Source organism: Bradyrhizobium sp. SZCCT0153 (assembly GCF_018129995.1).
GTDB classification, from domain to species: Bacteria; Pseudomonadota; Alphaproteobacteria; order Rhizobiales; family Xanthobacteraceae; genus Bradyrhizobium; species Bradyrhizobium japonicum_G.
The window spans coordinates 116228-137926 of the sequence record NZ_JAFCKS010000012.1 but is presented as its reverse complement, the minus strand read 5'-3'; the positions used below and the strand labels follow the sequence as shown (position 1 = coordinate 137926).

The following is a 21699-nucleotide window of genomic DNA, read 5'->3' as shown; positions in this document are numbered from 1 at the left end:
CTCGCCAGAAACTTCCTCGCTGCCGTTCTGCTGGCATCAACTAGACTTTGGCTCAGAGCTTATGAGTCCACGACCTAGTCCACCCGCGTCACCTCGCACTCGTTGCGCGAGTTCTGTCCCACCACGCCGATATTGACGTTTCTGAACTGGGAGCTCGCATGCGAGGGAACAGGCTGGTTGGCCCATACCAGAACTTTCGTGGCGTGCTCTCGATCGTCATCCATCCAGCAAGTCAGCTCGACGGCGTCGATTGTCTTGTCGGTGCCGTTGGACAGCACAAAACTGGCAATGCCGTAATTGTCAGCCCGCCGTGTTGTCTGGAATGAGTCGATCTTGACGAGTTCCCCGAGGCTCGAGCGCGCGGCGGGCGGCTGAGTGTCTTGCGCCACCGCTGCGCCGGTCAAGGTGCACAGGCCCGCAAAGCAGATAATTCCGGTCAACGGACTCATAACGCGCCTCATGCCCCGACGCGTCGATCTTTCCCCGTCTCCGGGCTTGGCGCAAGTGCCTGCCGCGATTGCGGCACAGAAACTCCGCGGCCGCCTTCGGGCGGCGCAGCGTCAATGGGAGAGCGTCCTCGAGGCCTGCTCCGAGCCTGCACCACAATCGCCGATCCGATGCGCCACGACCAGCTCGACCCTGGGCGCCTGCCCCTCACTGAGCTCATTCTGCTCGGTGTAGGATTCGTCACTATGAACGGTAATGACCGTGCTGACGGGACCCATGAAGTCGCAACGATTGGCAAACGTGTATTGATTGTTCTTCTTTTCGGGTCTCGCAGAGACGCAGCTTCCGACGGAGGGGGACGAGAACGTCGCTTTCATTGCGACGGTGGGATCGACGCAGGCCGTCAGCTCCCGCTCGAGCAAGCGGTGCTTTGCCTTGCGATGAGCGACCATATCGAGCGTACGAACGAAGTGCCAAAGCCCCTTGCGAAAGGTCGGCCCCTCGAATTCATCGGCCTTCGCCATGGTCGTGATCGAAGTCATCAGAAGCGCCAGGGCGGCACAACGAACGAAAGAAGTCGCAAGGATTGAACGCCAGCCTGTGGTCATTGTCTGTATACCCGCTCGCTTGCTCCCGATAGGGGTAGCCGCACAGTCCAAATCATCGCCCACAGGTTCAGGCACTGTCGTAAAGTAAACATTAACAGTGCCGGGCGCCCCGTTAACTTACGGAAACCCGATTTACCTGACCGGCTGCGATTCGAATCGCGCGTCACCACCCCCGTTCCCCACGCGACGTCTTGTCACGGCGCCCGACGGACGGTCAATCACGTGCCGCTACGGATGATCAATGAACGGACTTAAAGAGCATCTGCGCAGCATTAATTTTGCTGCCCGCGGCATTTCGGTAACAGTAGATCCACGCTTTCCGGCAGTCGTAAAACGTGTGGCGGTATTAAAATAAAGCCGGGGCAATGCCCGAACCGGACGAGCTTGATCGACCTGACCAAGCTCGAGAGCGACGGGACGCGGAGGTCGTTTCAATCAATTCGTCGCCTGTAACCGGCCCCGGCGCCGTCACTACAGGCAACTTCGACGCGCCGACCGAGGTTTACTTCGCGCGAAAGCATCCGCGCTCTCGACTGCCGTCATCCTCCGCATCAGACTTCCGCGCGCGGGCCGTCTGCCCTTCTTGCCGTTCCGCGCGTGTTTCCAGCCTGCCATCAAAAGAGGCCGTCGCTGATTGACCTTTGATGCCAATTTTGCTCTTTTAGTCGAATATTTCTCGCTTTGGGGGCTGCGATGCAGAGCCGATTCAACGGATTTCTTTGGGGAGCGATTTTTCTGGCCCTCGCAAGCGGTGCAAGCGAAGCCGGCGCGGCCGATCTAGGTTTGATGACGTCAGGACCCGCGGCGGTCGGAAACTGCAGCGATCTGGTATTTGTCTGCGAGAATGGCAGACAATATCCCCTTTGCCCGATCGCGGTCTCGGTTGCTGGCGAGGTCGTCACGGCGTCTCTGCAGACCGGGCGGCATGGTGGTGCCCACGTGCGGATGGTTCCAATGGGCGTAGGTTATCGGTACGCCGGACGGGGCGTCTGGCTCGACGGTTTCCGCGAAAATGCCCTGTTAAATTTCGGCAAGCACAGCCAAATCGCCTGCACCCTCGCCCACTAAGGCGAGGCGCGTTACGGCGAGTTGATTAGTTACCCCTTGGTGCGCAGCACAACTGCCTGCGAGCGAGGGTACATATAGGCCTTGGGCTGGATATAGACCGGGCAGTAATTATTCCATTGATATTGCTGCCAATTCCACTTCAAGCATCCAGCTTCGATCTGCGGATCGGAACGGAAATCCAGACGGTAGGGCTCGTCTCCAATGGGATAGGAACCGCTGTAAGCGGCGCTTGAAACGAACATAACCGTAAGTGAAATGGCGGTCGCGGCCAGTATTTTTGGCATATTGCCCTCGATCTTCATGCGCTAATGCGCAACAGTGCCAAAGTGGGAGTTTCCAATCAAGGCCATAATGGGCGAATAATTGAGCGCCGTCCGCTTGTTTGCTCATTTCGTCTGTCGTGGCGGCCTGCCTAATCATCGTGGTGGCCGTGCAAACCGATCTCGCCATCCTTACTGCGCTTGCCAATCGTCCGAATGGACGGATTGCGTTTGCCGAACTCGATCGGCAACTCAAAGCGCATGACGAAAACGGCGAAATCGAAGATCGAATCGAACAGCGGGTTTCCGCCGGTATCAAGCTGATAGAGGCCGGCCTCGCCGTCGTGGATGGCGACAGCTTGCAGATCACCGAGGCCGGCCGCTCGGTCACTGAGGCCCTCCCTGATCGCTCTCTACCCCGGACGAATTCGCTCGAGAGCATCGATGATCTGATCGGCGCTGAAGTACGTTCGAGGATTTTCAATCTTGAACTTCGCGAGGAAACCGAAGGCCTCGCGGGATGCCAAAGCGCGGACGCTCCTTGGACGGCCGGGGCCGACGACACATCGAGGCATTTGACCAAGCCAGGCCCCGTTGACATGGATGCGAGCACTGCGGCTCCTCAACCGGTGACCCCGCCAGCCTCAGCGCCTCCACCATCGACAACGGCCCAGCGCCTCATCTCCCGTGAGGCAGATCGGGCGCGAGACAGTGGGGCCACGAAAGCCCCGAGATTTGATGCAGTTGCGCGGCAATTCCGCCGCCTGGCCGCGCTATGGCGGCGGCACCTTGAGGAGGATCTACCGAACGCGCGCAGGGTCGGCCAGGGCGCAAGCATCAATGGAATCGTTGTCGCGCTCATCAGCTTATTGGTGATCGTCATCTGCGCCGGCGCCGCGATCGCCTTGACGCAGATCAGGTCTCTGCAGACGGAAATCTCCTCCCTTCAGCGAGAACTATCGCCGTTGAAGGAGAGGCTTTCCCGCTTCGATCAGGCAGAAAAAGCGAAGCAGGCAGAGGAAAAAGCGCGCGAAGAACGGAGCAAACGGACAGCTGACAATCCGCCGCAGCCAGCGCCTCTCACTCTGTCACGCGAAGAGATCCAGCTTATTCGCGACTATATCAAACCCGCACCTGGCACCGGCTCCTCCCCAGCCCCTCTGGTCGGCGATCCGATCGCCGGAGCGACCATACCCTTCCCTTCACCGGTAACAGAAAAGGTGCCGAAACTGCTCGGCGCGAGATTCGCGATCCGCAACGGCGCCATCCTCGTCGTCAGAAGGGACAGCCGTCAGATCGACGCTGTTCTTGGATCGAATTGATCGTCCGATCCGTCAGAGCGCATGCGTAAGAAAACGGCCTTCGGTCGCACCGGAATAGGTCTGCTCCCCTTACTGAAAAAGGTCGAGAGCGGCGAGCAGAGCATCGGCGCCAAAATCCCCCGACATCAGGTCAACGAGCAACCCTGTGCCAAGAGCGAGGGCAATCAACTTAACTGCAATCATGTCCGCCTCTCCTGTAAATCGTCCATGGATAGCAGCCTACCTCCAGCCTGTTTCCGCAGTGTTTCGGCGCCTCGAAAAATGGTTTTGGCATACCAGGCGCGCTGCTCTGCGCTACCGTCAGCACTGAAGAACGGGTAGGTTTATGTTCGTCTACTCCTGTTTCCGACATCTGATTTGAGAGGAGGAACACGATGCGAGGCACTTCAAACATCCTGACGGCTGCCGCGCTTCTTGGGATCGGCGCCCTCATGACATCCGGATCGGCCCTCGCTGGCGGACCTCGGAACGGCACGGGCGGTCTCCCCGACGTCGAAAACGCGTGGGGGTTTGGATACGGCCAGGGCCCTTCCTTTAACGGGCAAAATGGTCCGGTCGCGGACCACAGCTACGTCTTTAATTACGAGTATCCTGTCTTTGTTGGCCACGACGTGCGAGCGATCGCTGTCGACCTCACCGGTTCAGGCTTTCGGCACCGGCGGGTCGTGGGGCCGGGAATTGTCTATTACCGCGGCCAGCATCCCCGCCCGTACCGCATCAACCAATATTGGTGACAGATCGACGAATCTCGCGTTCTCGACCTCGCGCGACCGGACCGCCTCCCGGGCCGCGTACTCGATCGCGTTTACTGAGCGGAGCGACGAAGGCAAAGAACCGCACGTCGCCCCTCCCCCGTTTACGCGTCCCCGTCGGGTTCATACCGGGATGTTTTCGATTTAGGCACGCGCCTGCCGACGAAACCCCTGATCGCATCGAAAGCCTCGAGCAAAGGCGGCGTTAGCGAAAAGAATACGCCGAGCCCGATTGCGATAATGACATGTCGCAGCGAGATGCTCTCGTCCCGCGCGTCGGTCGGCCCGGAAGTCAACCCGGCGACGAGAGGCATGGCACCGTTCGGTTTGCCGACAACATTCGGCCTCGTTGGCTTGCGCGGGGGGATCATCACCACGACGAAGAGAACATTAATCAGCAGCCAAACGCCGAGAATGATCAAAAACGTTCTCATTGCCAAAATCCAGAAGACAAGAACTATTAAAATAATCCGCCTTCAGAGGCTAAAGCGTGCCGAGGCCTTGATCACAGTTGTCCAGCCTATTCCTTGATGCAAGCCTAAATCTTGGTCGGCCAAGATTAAACCTGCCGATAAACCCGTTAAACCTTCCGTTACGAACGCCGTCACGGCCATCGCTTTTCGGCACGGGCGCTATGCCTGCTCGGGTTCACGAAGCGACATGCCGCCCGTCGATGTCAGCGTGATCGCGCCGATCGCTAATCCAGGAATTCAACGCCGACACGATTTTCGCTGGACCAGACGAGCCGACAATCGCGAATGACGCGATCCTTCGCCATCATCAGCTTGAAACGAGGTCTGACATAGACCTTGTCTGCCAGCTCGACGGCGGCACCGTGATCGGAGAGGCTGACGACGCGGCACCGCATGCTCGACCCGTCGCCAGTGATGTATGCGACCTCGTCGACTACCGCGCGCTGCTGTCTACGACGCTCCTCCACGGATAGTTCACCCTTTGCTCAAGTTCTTGCCGCGCAGAAAGTGAACGCCAATGTTGTCACCATTGATCCAAGCCAACTCGCAGCGGCGGAAGGCGGCTCCGGTCGTCGAAAGGAGCAAGAAAAACTCCTTCAGCGCAAGCCCTTCGATCGAGCCCTCGATCTTGAGCTTGGCTCCGGCTTCAGCCACGTCGGTCATCTGACATTGACGGCTCCACGTCCCGTCGATAGCCACCATGTGCACGTCGATGCCTCGCGAGAACTCGATACGTGCCGTTCCACGTTTTTCGGGTGGCAATGAATCAGACATACCAGGTCGAAACCTGCGTTTGAAAGAAGGCGCCGCTCGCCGGCTGCTTGCCGCCGCACGAGAAGCGCTTGGGAAGTTGAATAGCCCTCGTCTCGGCGGAAGCAACGCGGCGTTAAAATTGCGCGTCTCCTCGATAGTGAGAGAGAAGAATTCAGAAAAGGCTAATGAGCGTGTCGGATTTCGGCAAATCCGCGCCCGGCCTGCCCATGAAGCCAAGAACAGGCACAGATCTGAGCGTACACAACATTTCACCCTTTACGGCGCGGGTCAGACGTAAATTTACGCATTAATCCGTAACAAAGGCGGCATAAACTCATCTAATCCGGGATTTTGCATCGACCCTCCTGGGGCTGGCGCAGCGCCGCTCGCGATCATTTTGAGGCGAGCGGCGTTGTTGTTCGGTAGTCCTGCGGATTTCCGGCCGGGTTCCATAGTGCTACGGTTCCATCGCGAGCGACGGCATCCCTGCCAGCCCCGGGAAGAACGGCGCCGCAAAACGACCTTGGCCCGCCTCCACTGCTCTTTTTTGCCGGAGGCGGGCTTTCTTTCCCGACAAACTGAAAGGGGCCGCTCGAAGAGCGGCCCCTTGCCGGTTGAAATTTGGGTCCGTGATGAAATGCCAGCCCCGGCATCGACACCCTAGCGGTACTGAGGTGGCAAGTGGATTCCGTTTAATTACGGTGAACCATACTGCCGCATTTTAGCCTGCCCTCCCGCGCCAACCGCGGACAGATGCCGCGGAAAGCGGTGACTTCCGCGGGGCCGCGGATGCCGGATCCGCATCGTGAGCCACAACGGCCGGTCACGCCAAAAGGACTTGCAGGCGAATTAATCGAGCCCGTGAGCGATGCTGGAGCCTCCGCGCAACCACCGGACCAGAACTCCGATTTCCTGATGGACGGCGCGGAAATAGAACAGATGCGTGATTGCGAAGGACAGCATGCAAGTGCCGAGAATGGTCGCCATCACGAACACGCCGCCCGACGGGACCGCGATCGTTCCCAGCGATGCCTGTCTGAGGGTTGGCGTACCAACCTGCCAGGATGCAACCAGAAACACGGCGTAGGCGGCGCTGAGATGCGTTGCGATCGTGAAGAGCGGCCGGGATTTGGTCGCAAGCCCAAGGCAGGCGAGCAAGAAGATGGGAAGCGCAAGTCCGAACAGCTGGAATCCGTCAACGTGAACGAAATAGCTCAAATAGGCGTCGCTGCGCTGGAAGATGCCGAACAGCTTGAGATTGACGTACCAGAGAATTTCAGAGCTCGGCGCGTATTCAAGCGCGCGCGCAGCCAATTCGGCGCTCAGCGTCGCGGCAAAAAGTGCCAACGGCCCGAGAATCTGCAATTTAAAAAGCCGGTTCATGTGACAAGCCATACGTTAAAAACGTTGAGCTTGCCTTAACGGTTCCCCTTGGGCCGCTGCTGCCGCCGTAGACCGGATAGAGGCTAAAATCGCGGCTGATCGCTCAGGGCTGGTTGTTCGGCGGTCTTTCGATGAACCTGCGGCTGCCGTTCAGCAATTCGAGGTTGTTGGCGATGACCGGATTGCCCGGGTCCATCGAATAGGCCTTCATGAACTTCTTGCGCGCGGCGCTGAGATTGCCGCGCAGCATCAGCGAATAGCCCTGGTCGTTGAGGATCTGGACCGTCTCGCCGCCGAGCCTGATGGCCTCGGCATAAGCCTGGTCGGCAAGATCGAAGCGGCGCAGCCGGTCATAGCTCGCGGCGAGCCCGGTCCAGGCCGTCAGGTCCTTGGGCGCCTTCTCGACGCCGTCCTTGAAATAGCGCTGGGCAAGGCCGTAATTGCCGCGGTTGAAATGCTCCAGCCCCAGCCGCACGGGCTCGTCGGACGGATAGTATTTGACGTCGGTCGGCTCCTGCACGGGGTCGACGCCCGGCGGATCCCCGGGAGCGACGATTGCGGCCTCCCTCACGGTGTAGTCGCACGCCGCAAGGCCTGTCCCCAACAAGCAACAGGTCAGCATTAGAATGACACGGCGCATCAATCCTCGTCCCCCGCCGGCTTCCGGCAGATTCATCGAAACATCAAAACCCGGGCGCGGCCCCCGGCGCCCAGCAAAATTCCCGCAAAACAACCCCATGCACAGTAGGATCGACCTTGAAAACATTGGCCTTTTTTATCTGCTCCCAGCCCCGCCAACCGGCACCGAAATACCCGCCGACGAACCGGCGCCCAGGCCCTGCACGTCGATTGTCTGGGTTGGTGCAGGCCGTACGCCCATTTGTTTCGTCGCATCGCTGATGTCGGGAAGCTGATCCACCGGCTGTTTCATGTTGCCATAGCGCGTGACGGCGGCGCCGGCACGGCGCGCATCGGTGGCGATCCTGGTGTCCCCGACATAGCGCGGCCATGGCGTGATGGTGTGGGTGACCGCATTCACCTGCTTGGCATTGCCGGCACTCATCGTGATGGTGTCGGAGCGCTGGACGTAGCGATCCATCTCGTCATTCCCGGCGAGGCCGTAACATCCCCCGAGCAGCAAGGGCGCGAACAGAGCCAGATACCTCGCGGTCATCTTTCGCGTCCTCTAGTTGAGAGTCTTGATGGCCGGCTCGCTTGCAGCGGCGGCCGGTGGCGGAATCGGTGCGGTGAGCTGCGGCGCGATGATGTGGCCGTAGGGACCCTTCACCTCGCCGCCGGAATTGACGTAGTCGTCGTAGCGCTTGCGGACTTCCATCTGGCCGTTGAGGAAGAAATCGACGTCGTTGGCCGGCAGGCGGGAGTCGAGCGGCGACGCCAGTTGCTGGCCGGGGGCCGCCGGCGCGACCAGGCGCGGGGTTACGATGATGACGAGATCGGTTTCCTCCTGCTGGTACGACTTGCTGCTGAACAAGGTTCCAAGCACGGGCACCGAGCCGATCCAGGGCAATTGCGAAACGTCCTGCCGGTTGCGGGTCTGCAGCAGGCCGGCGATGGCAAAGCTCTGGCCGTCGCGCAGTTCGACAGTCGTACGCGCATCGCGGCGGGTCAGCGCGGGAATGGTCGTCCCCTGAATGGTCACCGCGTTGGAGAAATCAAGCTCGCTGACCGATGGCTCGACCCGGAGGTTGATCACGCCGCGAGAGAGCACAGTGGGCACGAAGGCCAACTCGACACCGAACTTCTTGTAGTCGATGGTGACTGTGGGAAAACCGTTCGTCGTCGTGTTCGGGATCGGCACTGGAAATTCACCGCCGGCCAGGAATCGGGCGGAATCGCCTGAAAGCGTGGTCAAGTTTGGCTCGGCCAGCCGGCGAACCAACCCTTTCGTTTCCAACGCGGATATCAGCAAGTCCACCGAACTGCCATTGCTGGTGCGAAGGATGCTGGTCAACAAACTTCCGAACGGGACAGGCGCCACGCCGCCTGCGGCGCCAACCAGAGTCCCCGCTGTTCCGAGCAACGGGATGGAACCAGGCGGGGGACCGACGTTGGGCATAGCGACTCGACCGCTAGCCGTGTTGATCGAATTAGCCCCGCCAAGCCCGGAATTGGCAATATTCGACCCACTGGCATTCGCTGCATAGAGGTTCATGCCGAGTTCGCGACCGGCGGTGCGGCTCGCTTCCAAAAACCGCACCTCGAGCATGACCTGCTGTGGCGACGCGACGCTCATTGCATTGACGACCGTGCCCCCCTTGGGAAGCGTGCCGGTGGCAATCGCCACGGCGCGTTCGGCGGTGACGGCGTCGCTCGCCGTTCCGCTCAGCACTACCTGGCCCTCGGACGAAGAGACCCGGATGCCCTGGGCGCCTGTGCTGGCCCGAATATTCTGCTGGAGGTTGCCGGTATCGATCGCGACCTCGACATCGAGGATCCCGATCTGCTTCATCGCACCGTCGAGCAGGATAACGTTGGTGGTGCCGGTCTGCTTGCCCTGGATGTAGATCAGGTGATCGCTGAGCGACTTGACGTCGATGATGTCGGGCGAGCCCGCGACAATGGTGGCAAAGGCCGTGTCGACCCTGAAGGTCCGCGACTTGTTGAGGATTACCTTGACCCGCTGGACGTCGCTCATCTCGCTGACGAAGACGCCACCCGACGAGACCCGCCGATCCGCGGCCCCGGCGCGATCGGCCGAATTGAACAACGCAATCCCACACAGAGCCGTCAGCCCCAGGGCGGAAAGCCTCGCTCCGGCGCTGCCCGACACGCGACCGCAAACCATTGCAATACCCCTTTGCCGCATTCTGCGGCGATCCCCACAACGTAAGTGCCCGGCGCCCCGTTACTCTCCTTCGCCTGCCTCAACGTACAGTTTACTATCAGCAACACTACAAATCGTTACCAGTATTTCCCGCCGGGCTCATGGAGCTGTGCACAAGCCAGCATGGCTCCGTGCAAGCAGACCACGACTCCCGCGGGCCGCGAAAGGCGGCACCGGGATCATCATCAGTCGGGCGTCGCGTTGGCAAGGAGAGACAGTTGCCGCACTGCCGCAAAAGGAGAGAAAACTCCCCGATGTTGCCAGGGAGCACCACTTTTTCCCGCATGTTTCCAAACAAGCGGGCTCCATCGATTTTCGGAAAATCTAAAAGTCGCGAGAGCTACTCTATTACCGTGGGCGCTCGCCAACTAAAATGGAACCGTGATGGACGCGCTCGGCGCATCCAGGGACGTGCCCCATATCGGCATCATCATCTTGAAACCCGGTTCGGATGCCGTGACTGTAACAGCACCGGCTCCCGTAATGGTGTTTAACGTCGGCGTGAGACCGCCTGCATACAGGAACGGGGCAACGTTCTTCTTGGCCGTATCCGATGGCAGCGGATCGCCGCTGCATGCGGGAGTTGTTTTTGCGATCACGGCATCCGCATAACAGGTGCTGCCCGAGGCGCCGACCGTGGTGGCCCGAGCACCGGCGTTCGCGAGCGCCCGCAATGACTGCATGGTGATCGCATAACGTCCGAGATCGAAGATCGTGAACACCAGCGTGAAAAATGCCACGGCGACCAGGCAAAACTCAAACGCCGCAACTCCGCGCTGGTCGAGCTTTCTCATCATTGCACCAAACGAACGATCTGGCTTTGAATCTTCCCGCTTGCAGGGCATCCTGAATTGTCAAAGTTGGAATTGCCGGACAGGGTGATGCCTTTTGCAATGACTTCGACGCAAGTGTAGGACTGCGTGCTGCCTTGATAGACCACGTCCGCATTCGGAAAATAAGCAATGCCGTTGAAGTAGTTCGCAGAATTCCCTGTCAGGCTGACGGACTGATTTTTGTTGGTCTTTTCCGGATCATAAATGAGCAATTGGCTCATCAGATTGACAACCGAAGCCAATGCGGCAGGCACCTGGGTAGAGACCACGGTGCTCGATGCGCTAATCTGAATCACTGGACCACCGTTTATCGTCAGGGTTGCTCCGGGAAGCAGTATCAAAGTGGTAGAGGATCCGGGCAATGTTTTTAATGTAGTGCCACCGCCGATAGTCACGGGACCATTGAAGAAATAGACGCCATTGAGATTGTAGGTCTGATTCCCGAACTTGAATTTGTTAGCGCCATTGCCCATGTCGTTGTAACATTTATGAGTGGCGTCATAGGCCGTCAGAGTCGTGCCGCATGGACCGGAGAAGCTGCCCGTGCTGAGCGTCGACATCGCTGCATTCAATCCGCTCAGCGGATCAGGAACGGGCGGTGCAAAGGTAATTGCTTTGCTGCATTGTCCTCCGCCGTTGTCATGGCAATCTCCCTGTCCGGAGATTGCTCCAGCTTTACTGACGTCGAGACCGTTACCGGTAAAGTTGAGAGAATTGGATTGCGTACTGTTTGAGGACAGGCCACACTTTTGCGCCTGTACGGTTGTGCTTCCCTGAAATGCAAGTGGATCCGAGAGAGTCAGGACGCAGGGGTTTGCCAAGATCTTGACCTGGGCGGTGGCTGTTGCGCCTATCGTCACAGAGGACAATCCTAGTAGGTGTGCCAGGTATGCCGGCTGTGTCTGGGAGACGGTGGCCTTGACCGCATCCGTTCCCTGAAGGGCGATCGTGACGCTCTGGGTGACGTTACTCGCAAGGGTGACACACCGTCTACCGGGGTATGCGGTACCGTCGCCGGTGTTGCAGAAGGCATTCTGTGACGCAAACTGCTTGCCGCGATAGTCCATCGATTGCGGGTCGGCAGTACACGCCGTCGGAGAAAGGGAGCAAGCCAACCACAAGCCACCCGAATAGGCCGCCGCATCGGCGGCATTCTGCGCGTGCTGCTTGGTGACATACCACGATCCCGCCTCGGCTCCGAGTGCAACGGCTCCGATCAGCGGCACCAGGGCCACAACGGTTGCGAATGCCACTGAACCGCGACGGCAATGAAGTAGGTCACGCATGGGACTGTCCTATTGAAACCGCTCTGAGTACGATAGCGTGAAGGAGCAAGAAGGGCTGCACAGCACCGCCTTTAACAGCATGGGCGCCAGGGTGACGGTCGTCTGGTACGAATAATATTTGGGCGAGGCCGTGTTGGCTGTGGAGCAGGCAACGCCGCTGTCGCCGCAAACGAGCTTGAAATTGGAAATGGGATGCTTGGAATCAGCCTTGGCGAGTGCGCTTGAGGTCCAGCTTGAACTATTCGCGAAATCTGTCGGCGGAGAGTACTGAATGGACTGCCCGAATCCGCGCAACGCCCCCCACGCCGATATGAACTGAAAGCCGGCGATGGCAACGTCGGCAAGCGGCAGCAGCAGGCTGAAGATCAGAAAAATCGTGATGACCGGCATCTCGAGCGCAACGGCGCCGCGCTGATCCGCCAGGAAAAAATCTTTCCGGCGTCTAAGTCTGGCGCGACAGTCGCAAACCTTGGTCATGTCCTTGTCTGCCCCTAAATCTGCTTGAACGTTCGGATGAGATGCAGAAACGGGCTTCCGCCCAGAATGACGAACATGGCCGGAAGCAGGAACAGCACCATCGGGATCGTCAGCTTGGCGCCGAGCTTGTGCGCCCTTTCTTCCAGCTTGGTAATGCGCTCGCGCCGGAGGTCGGCGGCGATCGTGCGCAGCGCCTGGCTCAGCGGCGTGCCGTATTGCAGGCTCTGGCTGACCATGGTGCCGAAGCGGCGAAGTCCCTCCGACGTGGTCCCCAACTTCTCGAACGCCTCGGCGCGGTTCGGCAGTATCCGGAGATCGTCGAGAAGACCGTACAGGACCTGGGCCATGGCCGGATTGGTCTCCTTCATTTCTTCCGCGACTCTCTGCAGCGCGCTTTCGAGGCCCATGCCCGCTTCGCTGCACACGACAAGCAGATCGATGGTATCCGGCGTGCCCAGCCGAATGGCGGCATTGAAACGCCGCCTCAGGACCGACAGAACCAATCGCGGCCCCATGATTCCGATCACCACGCCGGCAAGCGTGAAAAATAGCACGGCGCTTGCCGATCGTTCCGAGAGTTGCGCAGCAAGGAAGGCAACGACCGGCAACAAGAGCATGCTGACAACTTTGACTCCGATCCAGATCGGCAGGGTCCGGTAATGATTGAACCCTGCCGATTGCACGATCGTTCGCAGTTGTTCGAGATTTTCCTCGGCATAGAAGCGCTTGTACCGCGTGCCGATCGATGCAAACCAACCTATCATGTCCCTGGAGTGTGTTGATCTGTCAGGGATGCCCAGCACTGCGTTTGAAACGCGCGTGTTCAATGCGCGAATGTGTATCTCGCGGATGATCAATAGGAAGGTCGCGGTCGCGGCTGCGATGGCGAGCGCGACCAATCCGAGACCAGCGGTCATAGTGCTGTCTCCCTTCGGATCAACCAGCGGATCACGAAGTGCCCGGTCACAACGGAGCCGACCGCGTAAGCCAGGAGCTTGTTGCCGACCGGATCATGGAACAAGAGGTCGATCGACTGAGGATTGATCATGTAGAGCAACCCGCCAATAATGGCGGGCGAAAGTGAAAGCGCGCGCGAGGAAAAGATCACCTCTCCCGCCAGAGCCTTGGCGCGAGCAGCCAGCGCAACGCGCTGACTTACGGTCTCTGCAAGAATCTGCAGGGTCTCGGCCAGACTGCCGCCCGACTTCAACTGGACGGCCAGCGTCACGGCGAACATTGCATACTCGGCGACTTGGGTTCGCCGATAGATGGCTTCCACGGCTTCCTCCGGAGCCCTTCCCATACTTATCTCGCTGCAAACGATCGCAAACTGCCCGGCCGTCGGCTGCGGCATCTCGCGCGCAATGGTGCGAAATGCTTCGTTCACGGGAAGGCCGGATCGAACGGTGCTGGTCACCAACTGAACCGTATCGGGGAGCTGTCGAAAGAGCTGATCGGCGAAGCGACGTTGCTGCCATCCAAACAAACCTCGTACCACCAGGATGGCCACGATTGCGGCAGCGATAGATACATAGAGGGTGGAAAACCCAAACAGGCGATTGGCATAGAAGATTGCAGCTGGCGCGATCGCGGCGGCCAGCAGCACATAGGCCGGGTGCCAGGCGTAAGGTATCCCGGCCCTGTAATTGACCAGGCTGTAGAGAAACTGCGAGCGGGATCTGGACTCGACACGACGAATGGAGGGCAGGCTGGCCTCAGATGAGGTGCGCAAAGCGGTCGTCATCTGACGATCCATGCGTCTTTCTCGCCCGTCCAGCCACAGCGACACGGCTATTGCGCACAACAGGAGGGCCAGAACGGCGACAATGACGGACTGCGGTATCATATCTGCCTCATGGCCTCGGCCCAGGCTTTCTCGAGCCCGAAATAGACGAGACGACTCTTGAACTTTGGGACCGCGTGGGCGGACTTGTAGCTGCCAATTATCCGCCCGTGAACATCCTCCTCCTTGTACTCGAAGGCCGCGATGTCGTTGGTGGTGATCACGTCACCTTCCAGGCCGATCACCTCGCTGACCTGGATAATGCGACGCTGTCCATCCCGCATGCGCTCGACCTGCACAATGAGATCCAGCGCGGCGACGATCTGGGATCGGATCGCCCGCGACGGCAGGTTGACCTGCCCCATCTGCACCATGTTCTCGATGCGGGTCAGGGCGTCGCGGGTGCTGTTGGCATGCACCGTGGAGATCGAACCGTCATGGCCGGTGTTCATCGCCTGCAGCATGTCGAAGGCTTCGGCGCCGCGGACCTCGCCGACCACGATCCGGTCGGGACGCATGCGCAGGGCATTCCACAGCAGGTCGCGCTGCGTCACCTGCCCGGTGCCTTCGAGGCTGGGGGGCCGGGTCTCCAGGCTGATCACGTGGGGCTGCTGCAGCTGCAGTTCCGCAGCATCCTCGATGGTGACGACGCGCTCGCTGTGATCGATGAACTGGCTCATGGCGTTCAGCAGCGTCGTCTTGCCGGACCCAGTGCCGCCCGAGACCAGGACATTGAGGCGGGACCGCGCGGCGATCTCCAGCAATTGTCCGATGGCGGGGGTCATCGAGCCGTTCTCGATCATTCCGGCCAGGCCCAGGCGGCGACTTGGAAACTTGCGGATGGAAATGCAGGGACTGCGGATCGCGAGCGGCGGGAAAATGATGTTGACCCGGCTGCCGTCCGGCAGGCGGCAATCCACCATCGGGCTGGATTCGTCAATACGACGGCCGACCTGGGCGGCGATCTTCTGGGCCACCGATGCGATATGATCGTTGTCGCGGAACCGTACCGCGATCCGCTCCAGCTTGCCGCTTCGCTCGACATAGACGTTGGCCGGGCCGTTGATCATGATGTCGCTGATCGTCTGGTCGAGCAGAAGCGGACGAAGCGGGCCATAGCCCGTCATGTCGTCCGCGATCTCGTCTGCCAGCAGAACCTGCTCGCGCCCCGACAGTTCGAGCCGCTCCTCGTTGGCAATCCCGTGGATGATCTCCTCGATCTGTCGCCGAAGCACATCGCGCGAAACCGTTGCGGCCGCCGACGGATCGATCTGCTCAATGACACGTTCGCGCAGCGAAGCCGGCATTACGGGATGGTGGGTCGCGTGGGCGTCGCGCCTTGGCGCTGGGCTCGGCACCGGTGCAGGCAGGCTCGGAGGCGATGAAGGCGCGCTTGCAGTCGGTACCGGCGAACTCGGTATCAATGAAGGCGAATCCGGGGTCAATCCAGGCGAGCGAGCCGGCATGTCGTCTTCGCGCCTGCCAAATTTCTTGTTCATAGCCCGAGCAGCCTCCTCAACCGTCCCTTCCGCTCGGCGCCGATTCCGGTGATCTCGCGGACGATCGGGGCGAGGTGACGTCGCAATCCCCTGACGTGCTTGAGAGCCGGAATGCCGAGATTGACCGCCTGGGTCATGCCCTTCCCGAGATCGGGAATCACCATGTCCGGTTCCGAGCCGAGGGCCTTGACAATGGTTGCCCTGGGAAGGCCGCCGGCACGATTGGCACGGTTGAGCAGCGTGAAGACCCGATCCTTGCCGGCGATGTTGGTGACGGCGGAGCGCAATGCATGGGCATTGCGAAGTCCGGTCACCTCGGCTTCCAGCAGCACCAGCACGTGACGCGACAGATTGATCACCGGATGCATGGACGGCGGAAACGGGACAGGGATATCGACCACGACGTAATTGAAGCGCTGGCGCAGCAGACCCAGCACGTGCCGCACCCCCTCTTCCGTGATGTCGAGTTGCGCATCCAGCTCCTCGTCGGCGGAAATCAGGAAGACCCGTTCATTGACCTCGATCGCCGCGCGCTCGAGGAACAATGTGTCGGCGCGCATCGGGTTTTCGAGGGCGATCCGCAGCCCCGGCCCGGGCCGCACACCCAGCATGACCGCGGTTTCGCCGCCCTGCAGATGAAGGTCGAGCAGCGCAACCTTGGCCTTGGTGGTCTCCGCCACCTGCAGCGCGAGATTGATGGCAACACTCGTCGCGCCGGCGCCCCCCTGCGCGCCACAAATCGAGATTACGTGACCGCCACGCTCGGTGTGGGCATGCGCGGCGTCGCCAAGCAGCTTCGGCCGCAACTGGTCGAGCACCATGTCCCGCGTCAGCGGTGTCGGCAGGTACTCGGTCAGGCCGAGCTCCATCAGCTGGCGATAGAAGGTGATCTCCCTGTTCTCGCCGATCAGTGCCACCCGGACATCGGGCGGGCACACGCCGGCCAGTCTCTCCAGTTCGGCAAAGGGATCGTCGATCCCGCTGATATCCGTCACCAGTGCGAACAGGTCGGTGTCGGTTTCGAGCATCCGTATCGCATTGCGGATCGTGCCGTGCCTGATCAGCACATTGCTGCCTTCGAGGCCCTTGGCAAGCGCCGCGGCACTGATCTCGTCATTGACGAAACAGACGATGCGATTGCGCGAGACGACGGATGTCGTTTCTTCGGGCGGAGTGACCACGGCGACGTTCATCAATGTTTCTCCGGCAGCTTGTAACCCATCGCCGTCGTCGTCTCGCGCGCGGATTCCGACGACGGACCATCGCAGCTCACGGCGGCATCGCTCTCGTCCGCGTCCTGCCTCCTGACCGTATATTGCTTGACCTCGCCGCCCGAATGAACGACGACCGCCGTTCGCTGGCTGGCAACCGCATTCTGGCGAGCCAGTTCGGGCGACACATCGCAGCTCGACATGACGCCGGCGTCACCCTTGTCCCACTCGTCAACTGCTGCCCGTACGGCGAGGAAGAGCGTTCCGAGCTGCTTTGCGACCGTGACCTTCTTCACCTGCTCCTGGGCCAGCTCCAGCGAGACGGTCTGCGCCATCTTGCCGAGCGCGGTGCCGACGGATCGCCCGCCCTGCACGATCTCCTGGTCGATGGCGATGACGCGCACGTTGCGAAGGATGGTTTCGCTCAGGGCGCGCCGGGCGGGATCCGCCTTCTCGAACACCTGGGTCAGGACGACATCGACATGATCGCCGGGCCTGATCAGGCCCGAGACGCCGGATTCCTCGTCAACCTTGATGCTGATGGCGCGGCTGTCCGGCGCCAGCACGCTGGCGAGAAAACCCCGATCCCGCGGGCGCAGGATGTCCTGCAACGTGACCGGGCTGCCGGCTTCGACGAACCTGCGAACCAGCGAACCGGGAAGCCCGATCTTGGTATCGGGCGTTTCGAGGATGGCACCTGCCGGAACACGCTCCGGCGGGGCCGAGCGAATGGTGAAATCTTCGTCGCGGGCCAGCGTACCCCTTGGCAGCGGACGCGCCGCAACAAAGTACCCGACGGTCGCAGGCGCCGCCGGGCCCTTCTCGGCGATCTCGACCGGGAGCTGCCTCGGCAGGTTCATGTTGTAGGCGATGAGCCCGAGCGCCGTCGTTGCCAGCAACAACACCAGAATGATCGAGAGGCGCAAACCAGACGACATGTCAAAATCCTCGACTGAAAATGGTCCAGATACCACCGCACGCTATGGCGACGCCGTAAGGCAGCGGGGCCTGTCGCAAGTGACGCCAACGCTCGACCGCGTAGACGCGGCGCACCAGCGACGATCCGGCGGGCGCCAACCGGGGATAAGGCAGGTTGCGCATCATCAGATGCACCATGGCAAGACCACCGCCGGCCAGAGCGGTGACGGTCATCAACTGGACGAGGCCCGTCAGCGGAAGACCGACCGCCAGGGCAACCAGCAACTTGACGTCACCGCCGCCCATCCATCGCCGCGTATAGGCGACCAGCAGAAGCAAAAACAGGATCGCTGCCGACAGCAGCGACTGGGCAATCTGCATCGGGCTGGCCAATTGACTGGCGATGCCGAGCAGCGCCAGCGCCAGGCAAATTTCATTTCTGATCAATCGTGTCGCCACATCGAGCGTTGCGACATAGAGCAACAACAGGATTTCCAGAATCGAGGCTATGGAAACAATCCAACTCATAAAACGCGGCCTCAAACTTATTCAAATGCAGTAGTCGAATATGCAGATTTCAATGCCTCCCGCCGCAGACGCCCGAATCAACATCAACCGCCAACGGCAGTAATCACAGCGGTGCCAATGGTGCTCATTGCATTCGACAGTGTGTTCTTGATGGTGCCACTGGTTCCAACATTGAACACGGCAGCCACCATGGTGATGATACAGGCTGCGAGGATCACGTATTCGAACGACACCACGCCATCCTTGTCCGCGCGCAGAGACTTCAGCTCATCAATGGATCGAACATAATACCTCAGCACAGGGAAAATCCCTTTTTTGGCCCGACTGTATGATTTTCAGAAAAACGAAACCTCGCATCAAATGAATGCGGTAAAAGGTGGAAGGGGGGGCGCGGTTCGGCCCCCCTCCCGGAGCCGAGGAGTCCTGTCAGGCGACAGCCGCCGTGACCTTTGCAGCGATCGCCGTGATCGCAGCGCTCAGCGAGTCGAAAATGGCGCCAGCACCACCGGTACCGAACGCAGCAGCCACTGCGCCGACGATGCAGGCGGCGACGATCACGTATTCGAACGACACCACGCCGCGCGCGTCCGCGCGCAGCTGCTTCAGGGCTTCCGAGGTCTTGATGTAAAACTTCAACATGGGAGAAATCCTTTTACTGAGATAAAACTTGGAAAACCGCCGGCAAAGACAGACCCCCTGCCAACAAAAAAATTGTAGTATGTCTCCAAATGGTTGTCACCCGCTAATCGTTTTTTAACCTTACTTTGGCAGGCCACAACGCCCGGATGAGTCGGAATAGTTAAGGTTCCGCGGCCGCAGCCTGACAAGCAGGCAAAAGCTGCCTGTAAACCAGCCGAACGGATCAGCAATTCATCAAGCGCGCAGCGGGGAACGGCGGGGATTAAATTCAGGCCCCGTGGGAATACGGGCAATTAACTTCTGATAATCCAGAATTTATGCCAGCGTGGCCATGAAAGCGCGCGGCAGCTTGTTCGGCGGGTTGCCGGTGCCGCACGCCTTAAATCCTGTTTAATGCGTCAGCTCGAACTTCCGCATCTCGGTCATTCGGGCCAGGCAGTAGTCGCGGTACAGGTCGTTGAAAATTGCCCACATGTCGCATCCCCATCATCTTGAACAGCCGCGATACTGGCCCGCCGAGGTTTCGGCCTGACGTCGGCAGATCCGGGAAATGGTTTCAGGACGGCTTCGCCAGCGGGTTTACGTCAGCATTACTGCCGTTTACGGCCGGCCCGAGTTATTTATGGCCGACCCGAGAGATCGGCGAGATCGTCACCCCTCGTAAAAGTCCGGGCGCGCAATCGCCTCGATTAAAGCTTCAATGTCCAGGCGCTTTTCCGGATGTCCGAAGCACTGACCGGCTTGTCCGCGACGGCAAACCGCGTTGCCGTGTGCCTGGCGCCCCGCTTTGCGATTGTATTTGTACGCGCCTCCAATTAGCGTGCTGACATTGCACGTTCATCCTGAATTCCTTTGATCAGCGGGATAGGGCATATGCGCATTTTTCTTTTCGGCGCGATCAGTGCCGCGATCTTCGCCGGCACCATCGGCATGGCGAACGCTCAATCCGCGCCGCGGGAGGTGATCGGGGCGGACACCATCGAGATGCGCAACGGGCAGACGCGGACGTTTACGTTCGAGCAGCCCGTGACCAGGTTCTCCGTGTCGGCCGAAGGCATTGCGGAGATCAGGCCGGAGACCGACCGCACCTTCACCATCCGGGCGCTCGGCGCCGGCCAGGTCCTCATGACCGCCTATGCACAGGACGGCCACGTGGTCCACCGCTCCTACATCGCCGTCGCGGACGCCGGTCGCCTCGTGAGGGTCTATGGCTTCGAGATGAAGGTGACGAAGGACTATGTCGGCTTTTACTGCACCGATGTCGGTTGCGGTCGCGCCGATCCGGACATCGGGCCGAAGCCTTACTCGACGGTGATATCGGAGACGCAAGGCAAGGGCGAAGGCAACAGCGCCACCACGACGCGGGAGGTTCGCTGAGGCAAGTCGCTGAGGCAAGACCGCAGGCGTCGCCCGTCAGGGGATGACGCGGCCTGGAATGCTAGTCGTCCTGGTCCTGGTGGCAGATCAGACGGCGGGGATGCTCCACCCCGACCTCGGACACGAGGTAGGACGGTGCGCGGGGTTGCCGGAAGACGCGCTCCGCCAGATCGCCATGGCAGCTCTTGATCTTGGTGACGTAGTCGCACCACTCGCCGGCTCGCGGCGGCCGCAGCGCGGGGTCCTGATCGGGGCACGGCCTTTCGTCCACCATGTAGGCGGATTCCGCGCGGGCGGCGCCGGCGGCAGAGCAAAGGAAAACAAGACTAACCGCCAGACAGAATCGCATTGCCGCCCCCATGGTTAAAGGCCCAGCATTTCTCAACCTCCCGGAGAGCGCAAGGGCCGGCGGTCATTCCCACCGGGTGCGGATCGCGCTCTAGGACGCGCCGAGCTTCGTCCAGATTGCATAGACCGCCACGAAGACCGACAGCGCCCCCAGAAGCCAGGCCGTCCCGCCCGTCTGGCGGTCTGCAAATTCAACGTTGGGGTCGCTCTCGCGGCCGAACGGGACCTCCGGTGCGGGCTTTCGTGGGCGCCGAACGCGTCCGACGGCGCGCCTCAGCAGGCGACGAACGAGCGTTTCCCTGTCGGCTATGCCGCCGCTGTCGAAATCGGCCGGCATCGCTATTCGCTGGTCTCGGCCGGCCTGCGGCGAGGCCTTCGCGGCATCACGGCCATGAGCCGCGCCAGCCGGCTCACTCGCCGCACGCTCTCGGCAAAGCGGGCGGCGGGCCTGCGGTGCCGAATGTTGAATACGAGCTTTCGAAGCCGACTAAGCACGATGTCCCCCGCAATCATGTCGGCCGCATGAGGCCGCTCCAACAGGCAAAACGTGAACACAATTGGCGACGCGTGTCCTGGCAATCCGGCAACTAGCGCGGCAAGCGTGGCGATCTGAGATAGCGCGTCAGGACAGGCACGCTGTGCGCATTGGCGAGAACCCTGACGCTGACGGCCTGCCGCTTGCCGGAGCGCTGATCGGGCGCCATGTTGTAGCTCACCCGGGCACCGGCCTCGGGAACGAGGCCGGGGGAACATGATTTGAGATGAAAGAAGATGTCGGTGCCGCCGCAATCCGGCCTGATGAAGCCGAATGCCCTGTCGCCGTGATATGTCTTGATCGTACCTTCCAGCATCTTGCAACCTTTCAGTTCAATAGACGCGTGGCTCCGGG

28 protein-coding genes are annotated in these 21699 nt (G+C 60.4%); 4 read left to right on the top strand and 24 right to left on the bottom strand.

Annotation, left to right across the window (positions count from 1 at the left end; genetic code table 11):
- Window positions 1-74 precede the first annotated feature (74 nt).
- Together JQ572_RS32610 and JQ572_RS32605 are read right to left on the bottom strand one after the other, a co-directional pair.
- Complete coding sequence (locus tag JQ572_RS32610; protein ID WP_211386931.1) at window positions 75-449, bottom strand: hypothetical protein; 375 nt, start codon at window positions 447-449, stop codon at window positions 75-77.
- A 111-nt stretch (window positions 450-560) separates the two neighbouring features.
- Window positions 561-1055, bottom strand: a complete 495-nt coding sequence (locus JQ572_RS32605; RefSeq protein WP_249129618.1) for a hypothetical protein — start codon at window positions 1053-1055, stop codon at window positions 561-563.
- Window positions 1056-1748: 693 nt separating this feature from the next.
- Between JQ572_RS32605 and JQ572_RS32600 the strand changes: the two genes are divergently transcribed.
- Complete coding sequence (locus tag JQ572_RS32600; protein ID WP_249129616.1) at window positions 1749-2123, top strand: hypothetical protein; 375 nt, start codon at window positions 1749-1751, stop codon at window positions 2121-2123.
- 29 nt (window positions 2124-2152) lie between these two features.
- Here JQ572_RS32600 and JQ572_RS32595 read toward each other — a convergent pair whose 3' ends face one another.
- Window positions 2153-2425 carry a hypothetical protein gene (locus tag JQ572_RS32595; RefSeq protein ID WP_211386930.1) on the bottom strand — a complete coding sequence of 91 codons (273 nt, stop codon included), beginning with the start codon at window positions 2423-2425 and terminating at the stop codon, window positions 2153-2155.
- Window positions 2426-2553: 128 nt separating this feature from the next.
- On the opposite strand from JQ572_RS32595, the gene JQ572_RS35225 reads away from it, so the two are divergent.
- Both JQ572_RS35225 and JQ572_RS32585 read left to right on the top strand, forming a co-directional pair.
- Window positions 2554-3705 (top strand): hypothetical protein, encoded by a 1152-nt coding sequence (locus JQ572_RS35225; RefSeq protein ID WP_249129614.1) that lies wholly within the window; start codon window positions 2554-2556, stop codon window positions 3703-3705.
- A gap of 374 nt (window positions 3706-4079) precedes the next feature.
- Window positions 4080-4439, top strand: a complete 360-nt coding sequence (locus JQ572_RS32585) for a hypothetical protein (RefSeq protein WP_211386929.1) — start codon at window positions 4080-4082, stop codon at window positions 4437-4439.
- A gap of 122 nt (window positions 4440-4561) precedes the next feature.
- On the opposite strand, the gene JQ572_RS32580 is transcribed toward JQ572_RS32585, so the two are convergent.
- From JQ572_RS32580 to JQ572_RS32495, 18 genes are all read right to left on the bottom strand, one after another.
- Entirely contained in the window at window positions 4562-4891 is a 330-nt protein-coding gene (locus tag JQ572_RS32580) for a hypothetical protein (protein ID WP_211386928.1), read from the bottom strand.
- Between the two features lie 263 nt (window positions 4892-5154).
- A complete protein-coding gene (locus JQ572_RS32575) occupies window positions 5155-5397 on the bottom strand; it encodes a PilZ domain-containing protein (protein ID WP_211386927.1) in 243 nt (80 codons plus the stop codon).
- A gap of 7 nt (window positions 5398-5404) precedes the next feature.
- Window positions 5405-5704 (bottom strand): PilZ domain-containing protein, encoded by a 300-nt coding sequence (locus JQ572_RS32570; protein ID WP_211386926.1) that lies wholly within the window; start codon window positions 5702-5704, stop codon window positions 5405-5407.
- A gap of 828 nt (window positions 5705-6532) precedes the next feature.
- Window positions 6533-7066, bottom strand: coding sequence for a hypothetical protein (locus tag JQ572_RS32565; RefSeq protein WP_249129613.1), 534 nt, complete (start codon window positions 7064-7066; stop codon window positions 6533-6535).
- Window positions 7067-7169: 103 nt separating this feature from the next.
- Complete coding sequence (locus tag JQ572_RS32560) at window positions 7170-7706, bottom strand: tetratricopeptide repeat protein (RefSeq protein ID WP_211386924.1); 537 nt, start codon at window positions 7704-7706, stop codon at window positions 7170-7172.
- 135 nt (window positions 7707-7841) lie between these two features.
- Complete coding sequence (locus tag JQ572_RS32555) at window positions 7842-8240, bottom strand: hypothetical protein (protein ID WP_211386923.1); 399 nt, start codon at window positions 8238-8240, stop codon at window positions 7842-7844.
- A gap of 12 nt (window positions 8241-8252) precedes the next feature.
- Window positions 8253-9872 (bottom strand): type II and III secretion system protein family protein, encoded by a 1620-nt coding sequence (locus JQ572_RS32550; protein WP_211386922.1) that lies wholly within the window; start codon window positions 9870-9872, stop codon window positions 8253-8255.
- Between the two features lie 407 nt (window positions 9873-10279).
- Entirely contained in the window at window positions 10280-10705 is a 426-nt protein-coding gene (locus JQ572_RS32545; RefSeq protein ID WP_249129611.1) for a TadE/TadG family type IV pilus assembly protein, read from the bottom strand.
- Entirely contained in the window at window positions 10705-12030 is a 1326-nt protein-coding gene (locus JQ572_RS32540) for a pilus assembly protein TadG-related protein (protein ID WP_211386920.1), read from the bottom strand. The genes JQ572_RS32545 and JQ572_RS32540 overlap by 1 nt, the downstream gene beginning before the upstream one ends.
- Window positions 12031-12039: 9 nt before the next feature.
- Entirely contained in the window at window positions 12040-12507 is a 468-nt protein-coding gene (locus JQ572_RS32535; RefSeq protein WP_211386919.1) for a hypothetical protein, read from the bottom strand.
- 14 nt (window positions 12508-12521) lie between these two features.
- The gene (locus tag JQ572_RS32530) at window positions 12522-13424 is read right to left on the bottom strand and encodes a type II secretion system F family protein (RefSeq protein ID WP_211386918.1); all 903 of its coding nucleotides are present in this window, start codon (window positions 13422-13424) and stop codon (window positions 12522-12524) included.
- Window positions 13421-14263 (bottom strand): type II secretion system F family protein, encoded by an 843-nt coding sequence (locus JQ572_RS32525; RefSeq protein WP_349643121.1) that lies wholly within the window; start codon window positions 14261-14263, stop codon window positions 13421-13423. Before JQ572_RS32525 ends, JQ572_RS32530 begins: the two co-directional genes overlap by 4 nt.
- An 86-nt stretch (window positions 14264-14349) precedes the next feature.
- A complete protein-coding gene (locus JQ572_RS32520) occupies window positions 14350-15597 on the bottom strand; it encodes a TadA family conjugal transfer-associated ATPase (protein WP_249129610.1) in 1248 nt (415 codons plus the stop codon).
- Window positions 15598-15785: 188 nt separating this feature from the next.
- Window positions 15786-16982, bottom strand: a complete 1197-nt coding sequence (locus tag JQ572_RS32515; RefSeq protein ID WP_211386915.1) for a CpaE/TadZ family protein — start codon at window positions 16980-16982, stop codon at window positions 15786-15788.
- On the bottom strand, window positions 16982-17938 hold the full coding sequence (gene cpaB / locus JQ572_RS32510; protein WP_211386914.1) for a Flp pilus assembly protein CpaB: 957 nt from the start codon (window positions 17936-17938) through the stop codon (window positions 16982-16984). The genes JQ572_RS32515 and cpaB overlap by 1 nt, the downstream gene beginning before the upstream one ends.
- A 1-nt stretch (window position 17939) precedes the next feature.
- Complete coding sequence (locus JQ572_RS32505) at window positions 17940-18446, bottom strand: A24 family peptidase (protein ID WP_211386913.1); 507 nt, start codon at window positions 18444-18446, stop codon at window positions 17940-17942.
- Between the two features lie 83 nt (window positions 18447-18529).
- Complete coding sequence (locus tag JQ572_RS32500) at window positions 18530-18745, bottom strand: Flp family type IVb pilin (protein WP_211386912.1); 216 nt, start codon at window positions 18743-18745, stop codon at window positions 18530-18532.
- A gap of 127 nt (window positions 18746-18872) precedes the next feature.
- Complete coding sequence (locus tag JQ572_RS32495) at window positions 18873-19085, bottom strand: hypothetical protein (protein WP_211386911.1); 213 nt, start codon at window positions 19083-19085, stop codon at window positions 18873-18875.
- A gap of 873 nt (window positions 19086-19958) precedes the next feature.
- Between JQ572_RS32495 and JQ572_RS32490 the strand changes: the two genes are divergently transcribed.
- Window positions 19959-20462, top strand: coding sequence for a pilus assembly protein N-terminal domain-containing protein (locus JQ572_RS32490; protein WP_211386910.1), 504 nt, complete (start codon window positions 19959-19961; stop codon window positions 20460-20462).
- A gap of 61 nt (window positions 20463-20523) precedes the next feature.
- On the opposite strand, the gene JQ572_RS32485 is transcribed toward JQ572_RS32490, so the two are convergent.
- From JQ572_RS32485 to JQ572_RS32475, 3 genes are all read right to left on the bottom strand, one after another.
- Entirely contained in the window at window positions 20524-20736 is a 213-nt protein-coding gene (locus JQ572_RS32485) for a hypothetical protein (RefSeq protein WP_211386909.1), read from the bottom strand.
- Between the two features lie 165 nt (window positions 20737-20901).
- Window positions 20902-21147, bottom strand: coding sequence for a hypothetical protein (locus JQ572_RS32480; RefSeq protein ID WP_211386908.1), 246 nt, complete (start codon window positions 21145-21147; stop codon window positions 20902-20904).
- Between the two features lie 250 nt (window positions 21148-21397).
- A complete protein-coding gene (locus JQ572_RS32475; protein WP_211386907.1) occupies window positions 21398-21661 on the bottom strand; it encodes a cold-shock protein in 264 nt (87 codons plus the stop codon).
- Window positions 21662-21699 lie beyond the last annotated feature (38 nt).

Bases quoted from the DNA above. Each gene is read 5' to 3' on its own strand.
- JQ572_RS32610 (WP_211386931.1), bottom strand. From the start codon at position 449: ATGAGTCCGTTGACCGGAATTATCTGCTTTGCGGGCCTGTGCACCTTG.
- JQ572_RS32605 (WP_249129618.1), bottom strand. From the start codon at position 1,055: ATGACCACAGGCTGGCGTTCAATCCTTGCGACTTCTTTCGTTCGTTGT.
- JQ572_RS32600 (WP_249129616.1), top strand. From the start codon at position 1,749: ATGCAGAGCCGATTCAACGGATTTCTTTGGGGAGCGATTTTTCTGGCC.
- JQ572_RS32595 (WP_211386930.1), bottom strand. From the start codon at position 2,425: ATGAAGATCGAGGGCAATATGCCAAAAATACTGGCCGCGACCGCCATT.
- JQ572_RS32585 (WP_211386929.1), top strand. From the start codon at position 4,080: ATGCGAGGCACTTCAAACATCCTGACGGCTGCCGCGCTTCTTGGGATC.
- JQ572_RS32580 (WP_211386928.1), bottom strand. From the start codon at position 4,891: ATGAGAACGTTTTTGATCATTCTCGGCGTTTGGCTGCTGATTAATGTT.
- JQ572_RS32570 (WP_211386926.1), bottom strand. From the start codon at position 5,704: ATGTCTGATTCATTGCCACCCGAAAAACGTGGAACGGCACGTATCGAG.
- JQ572_RS32565 (WP_249129613.1), bottom strand. From the start codon at position 7,066: ATGAACCGGCTTTTTAAATTGCAGATTCTCGGGCCGTTGGCACTTTTT.
- JQ572_RS32560 (WP_211386924.1), bottom strand. From the start codon at position 7,706: ATGCGCCGTGTCATTCTAATGCTGACCTGTTGCTTGTTGGGGACAGGC.
- JQ572_RS32555 (WP_211386923.1), bottom strand. From the start codon at position 8,240: ATGACCGCGAGGTATCTGGCTCTGTTCGCGCCCTTGCTGCTCGGGGGA.
- JQ572_RS32550 (WP_211386922.1), bottom strand. From the start codon at position 9,872: ATGGTTTGCGGTCGCGTGTCGGGCAGCGCCGGAGCGAGGCTTTCCGCC.
- JQ572_RS32545 (WP_249129611.1), bottom strand. From the start codon at position 10,705: ATGAGAAAGCTCGACCAGCGCGGAGTTGCGGCGTTTGAGTTTTGCCTG.
- JQ572_RS32540 (WP_211386920.1), bottom strand. From the start codon at position 12,030: ATGCGTGACCTACTTCATTGCCGTCGCGGTTCAGTGGCATTCGCAACC.
- JQ572_RS32535 (WP_211386919.1), bottom strand. From the start codon at position 12,507: ATGACCAAGGTTTGCGACTGTCGCGCCAGACTTAGACGCCGGAAAGAT.
- JQ572_RS32530 (WP_211386918.1), bottom strand. From the start codon at position 13,424: ATGACCGCTGGTCTCGGATTGGTCGCGCTCGCCATCGCAGCCGCGACC.
- JQ572_RS32525 (WP_349643121.1), bottom strand. From the start codon at position 14,263: ATGGATCGTCAGATGACGACCGCTTTGCGCACCTCATCTGAGGCCAGC.
- JQ572_RS32520 (WP_249129610.1), bottom strand. From the start codon at position 15,597: ATGCCGGCTTCGCTGCGCGAACGTGTCATTGAGCAGATCGATCCGTCG.
- JQ572_RS32515 (WP_211386915.1), bottom strand. From the start codon at position 16,982: ATGAACGTCGCCGTGGTCACTCCGCCCGAAGAAACGACATCCGTCGTC.
- cpaB (WP_211386914.1), bottom strand. From the start codon at position 17,938: ATGTCGTCTGGTTTGCGCCTCTCGATCATTCTGGTGTTGTTGCTGGCA.
- JQ572_RS32505 (WP_211386913.1), bottom strand. From the start codon at position 18,446: ATGAGTTGGATTGTTTCCATAGCCTCGATTCTGGAAATCCTGTTGTTG.
- JQ572_RS32495 (WP_211386911.1), bottom strand. From the start codon at position 19,085: ATGTTGAAGTTTTACATCAAGACCTCGGAAGCCCTGAAGCAGCTGCGC.
- JQ572_RS32490 (WP_211386910.1), top strand. From the start codon at position 19,959: ATGCGCATTTTTCTTTTCGGCGCGATCAGTGCCGCGATCTTCGCCGGC.
- JQ572_RS32485 (WP_211386909.1), bottom strand. From the start codon at position 20,736: ATGGTGGACGAAAGGCCGTGCCCCGATCAGGACCCCGCGCTGCGGCCG.
- JQ572_RS32480 (WP_211386908.1), bottom strand. From the start codon at position 21,147: ATGCCGGCCGATTTCGACAGCGGCGGCATAGCCGACAGGGAAACGCTC.
- JQ572_RS32475 (WP_211386907.1), bottom strand. From the start codon at position 21,661: ATGCTGGAAGGTACGATCAAGACATATCACGGCGACAGGGCATTCGGC.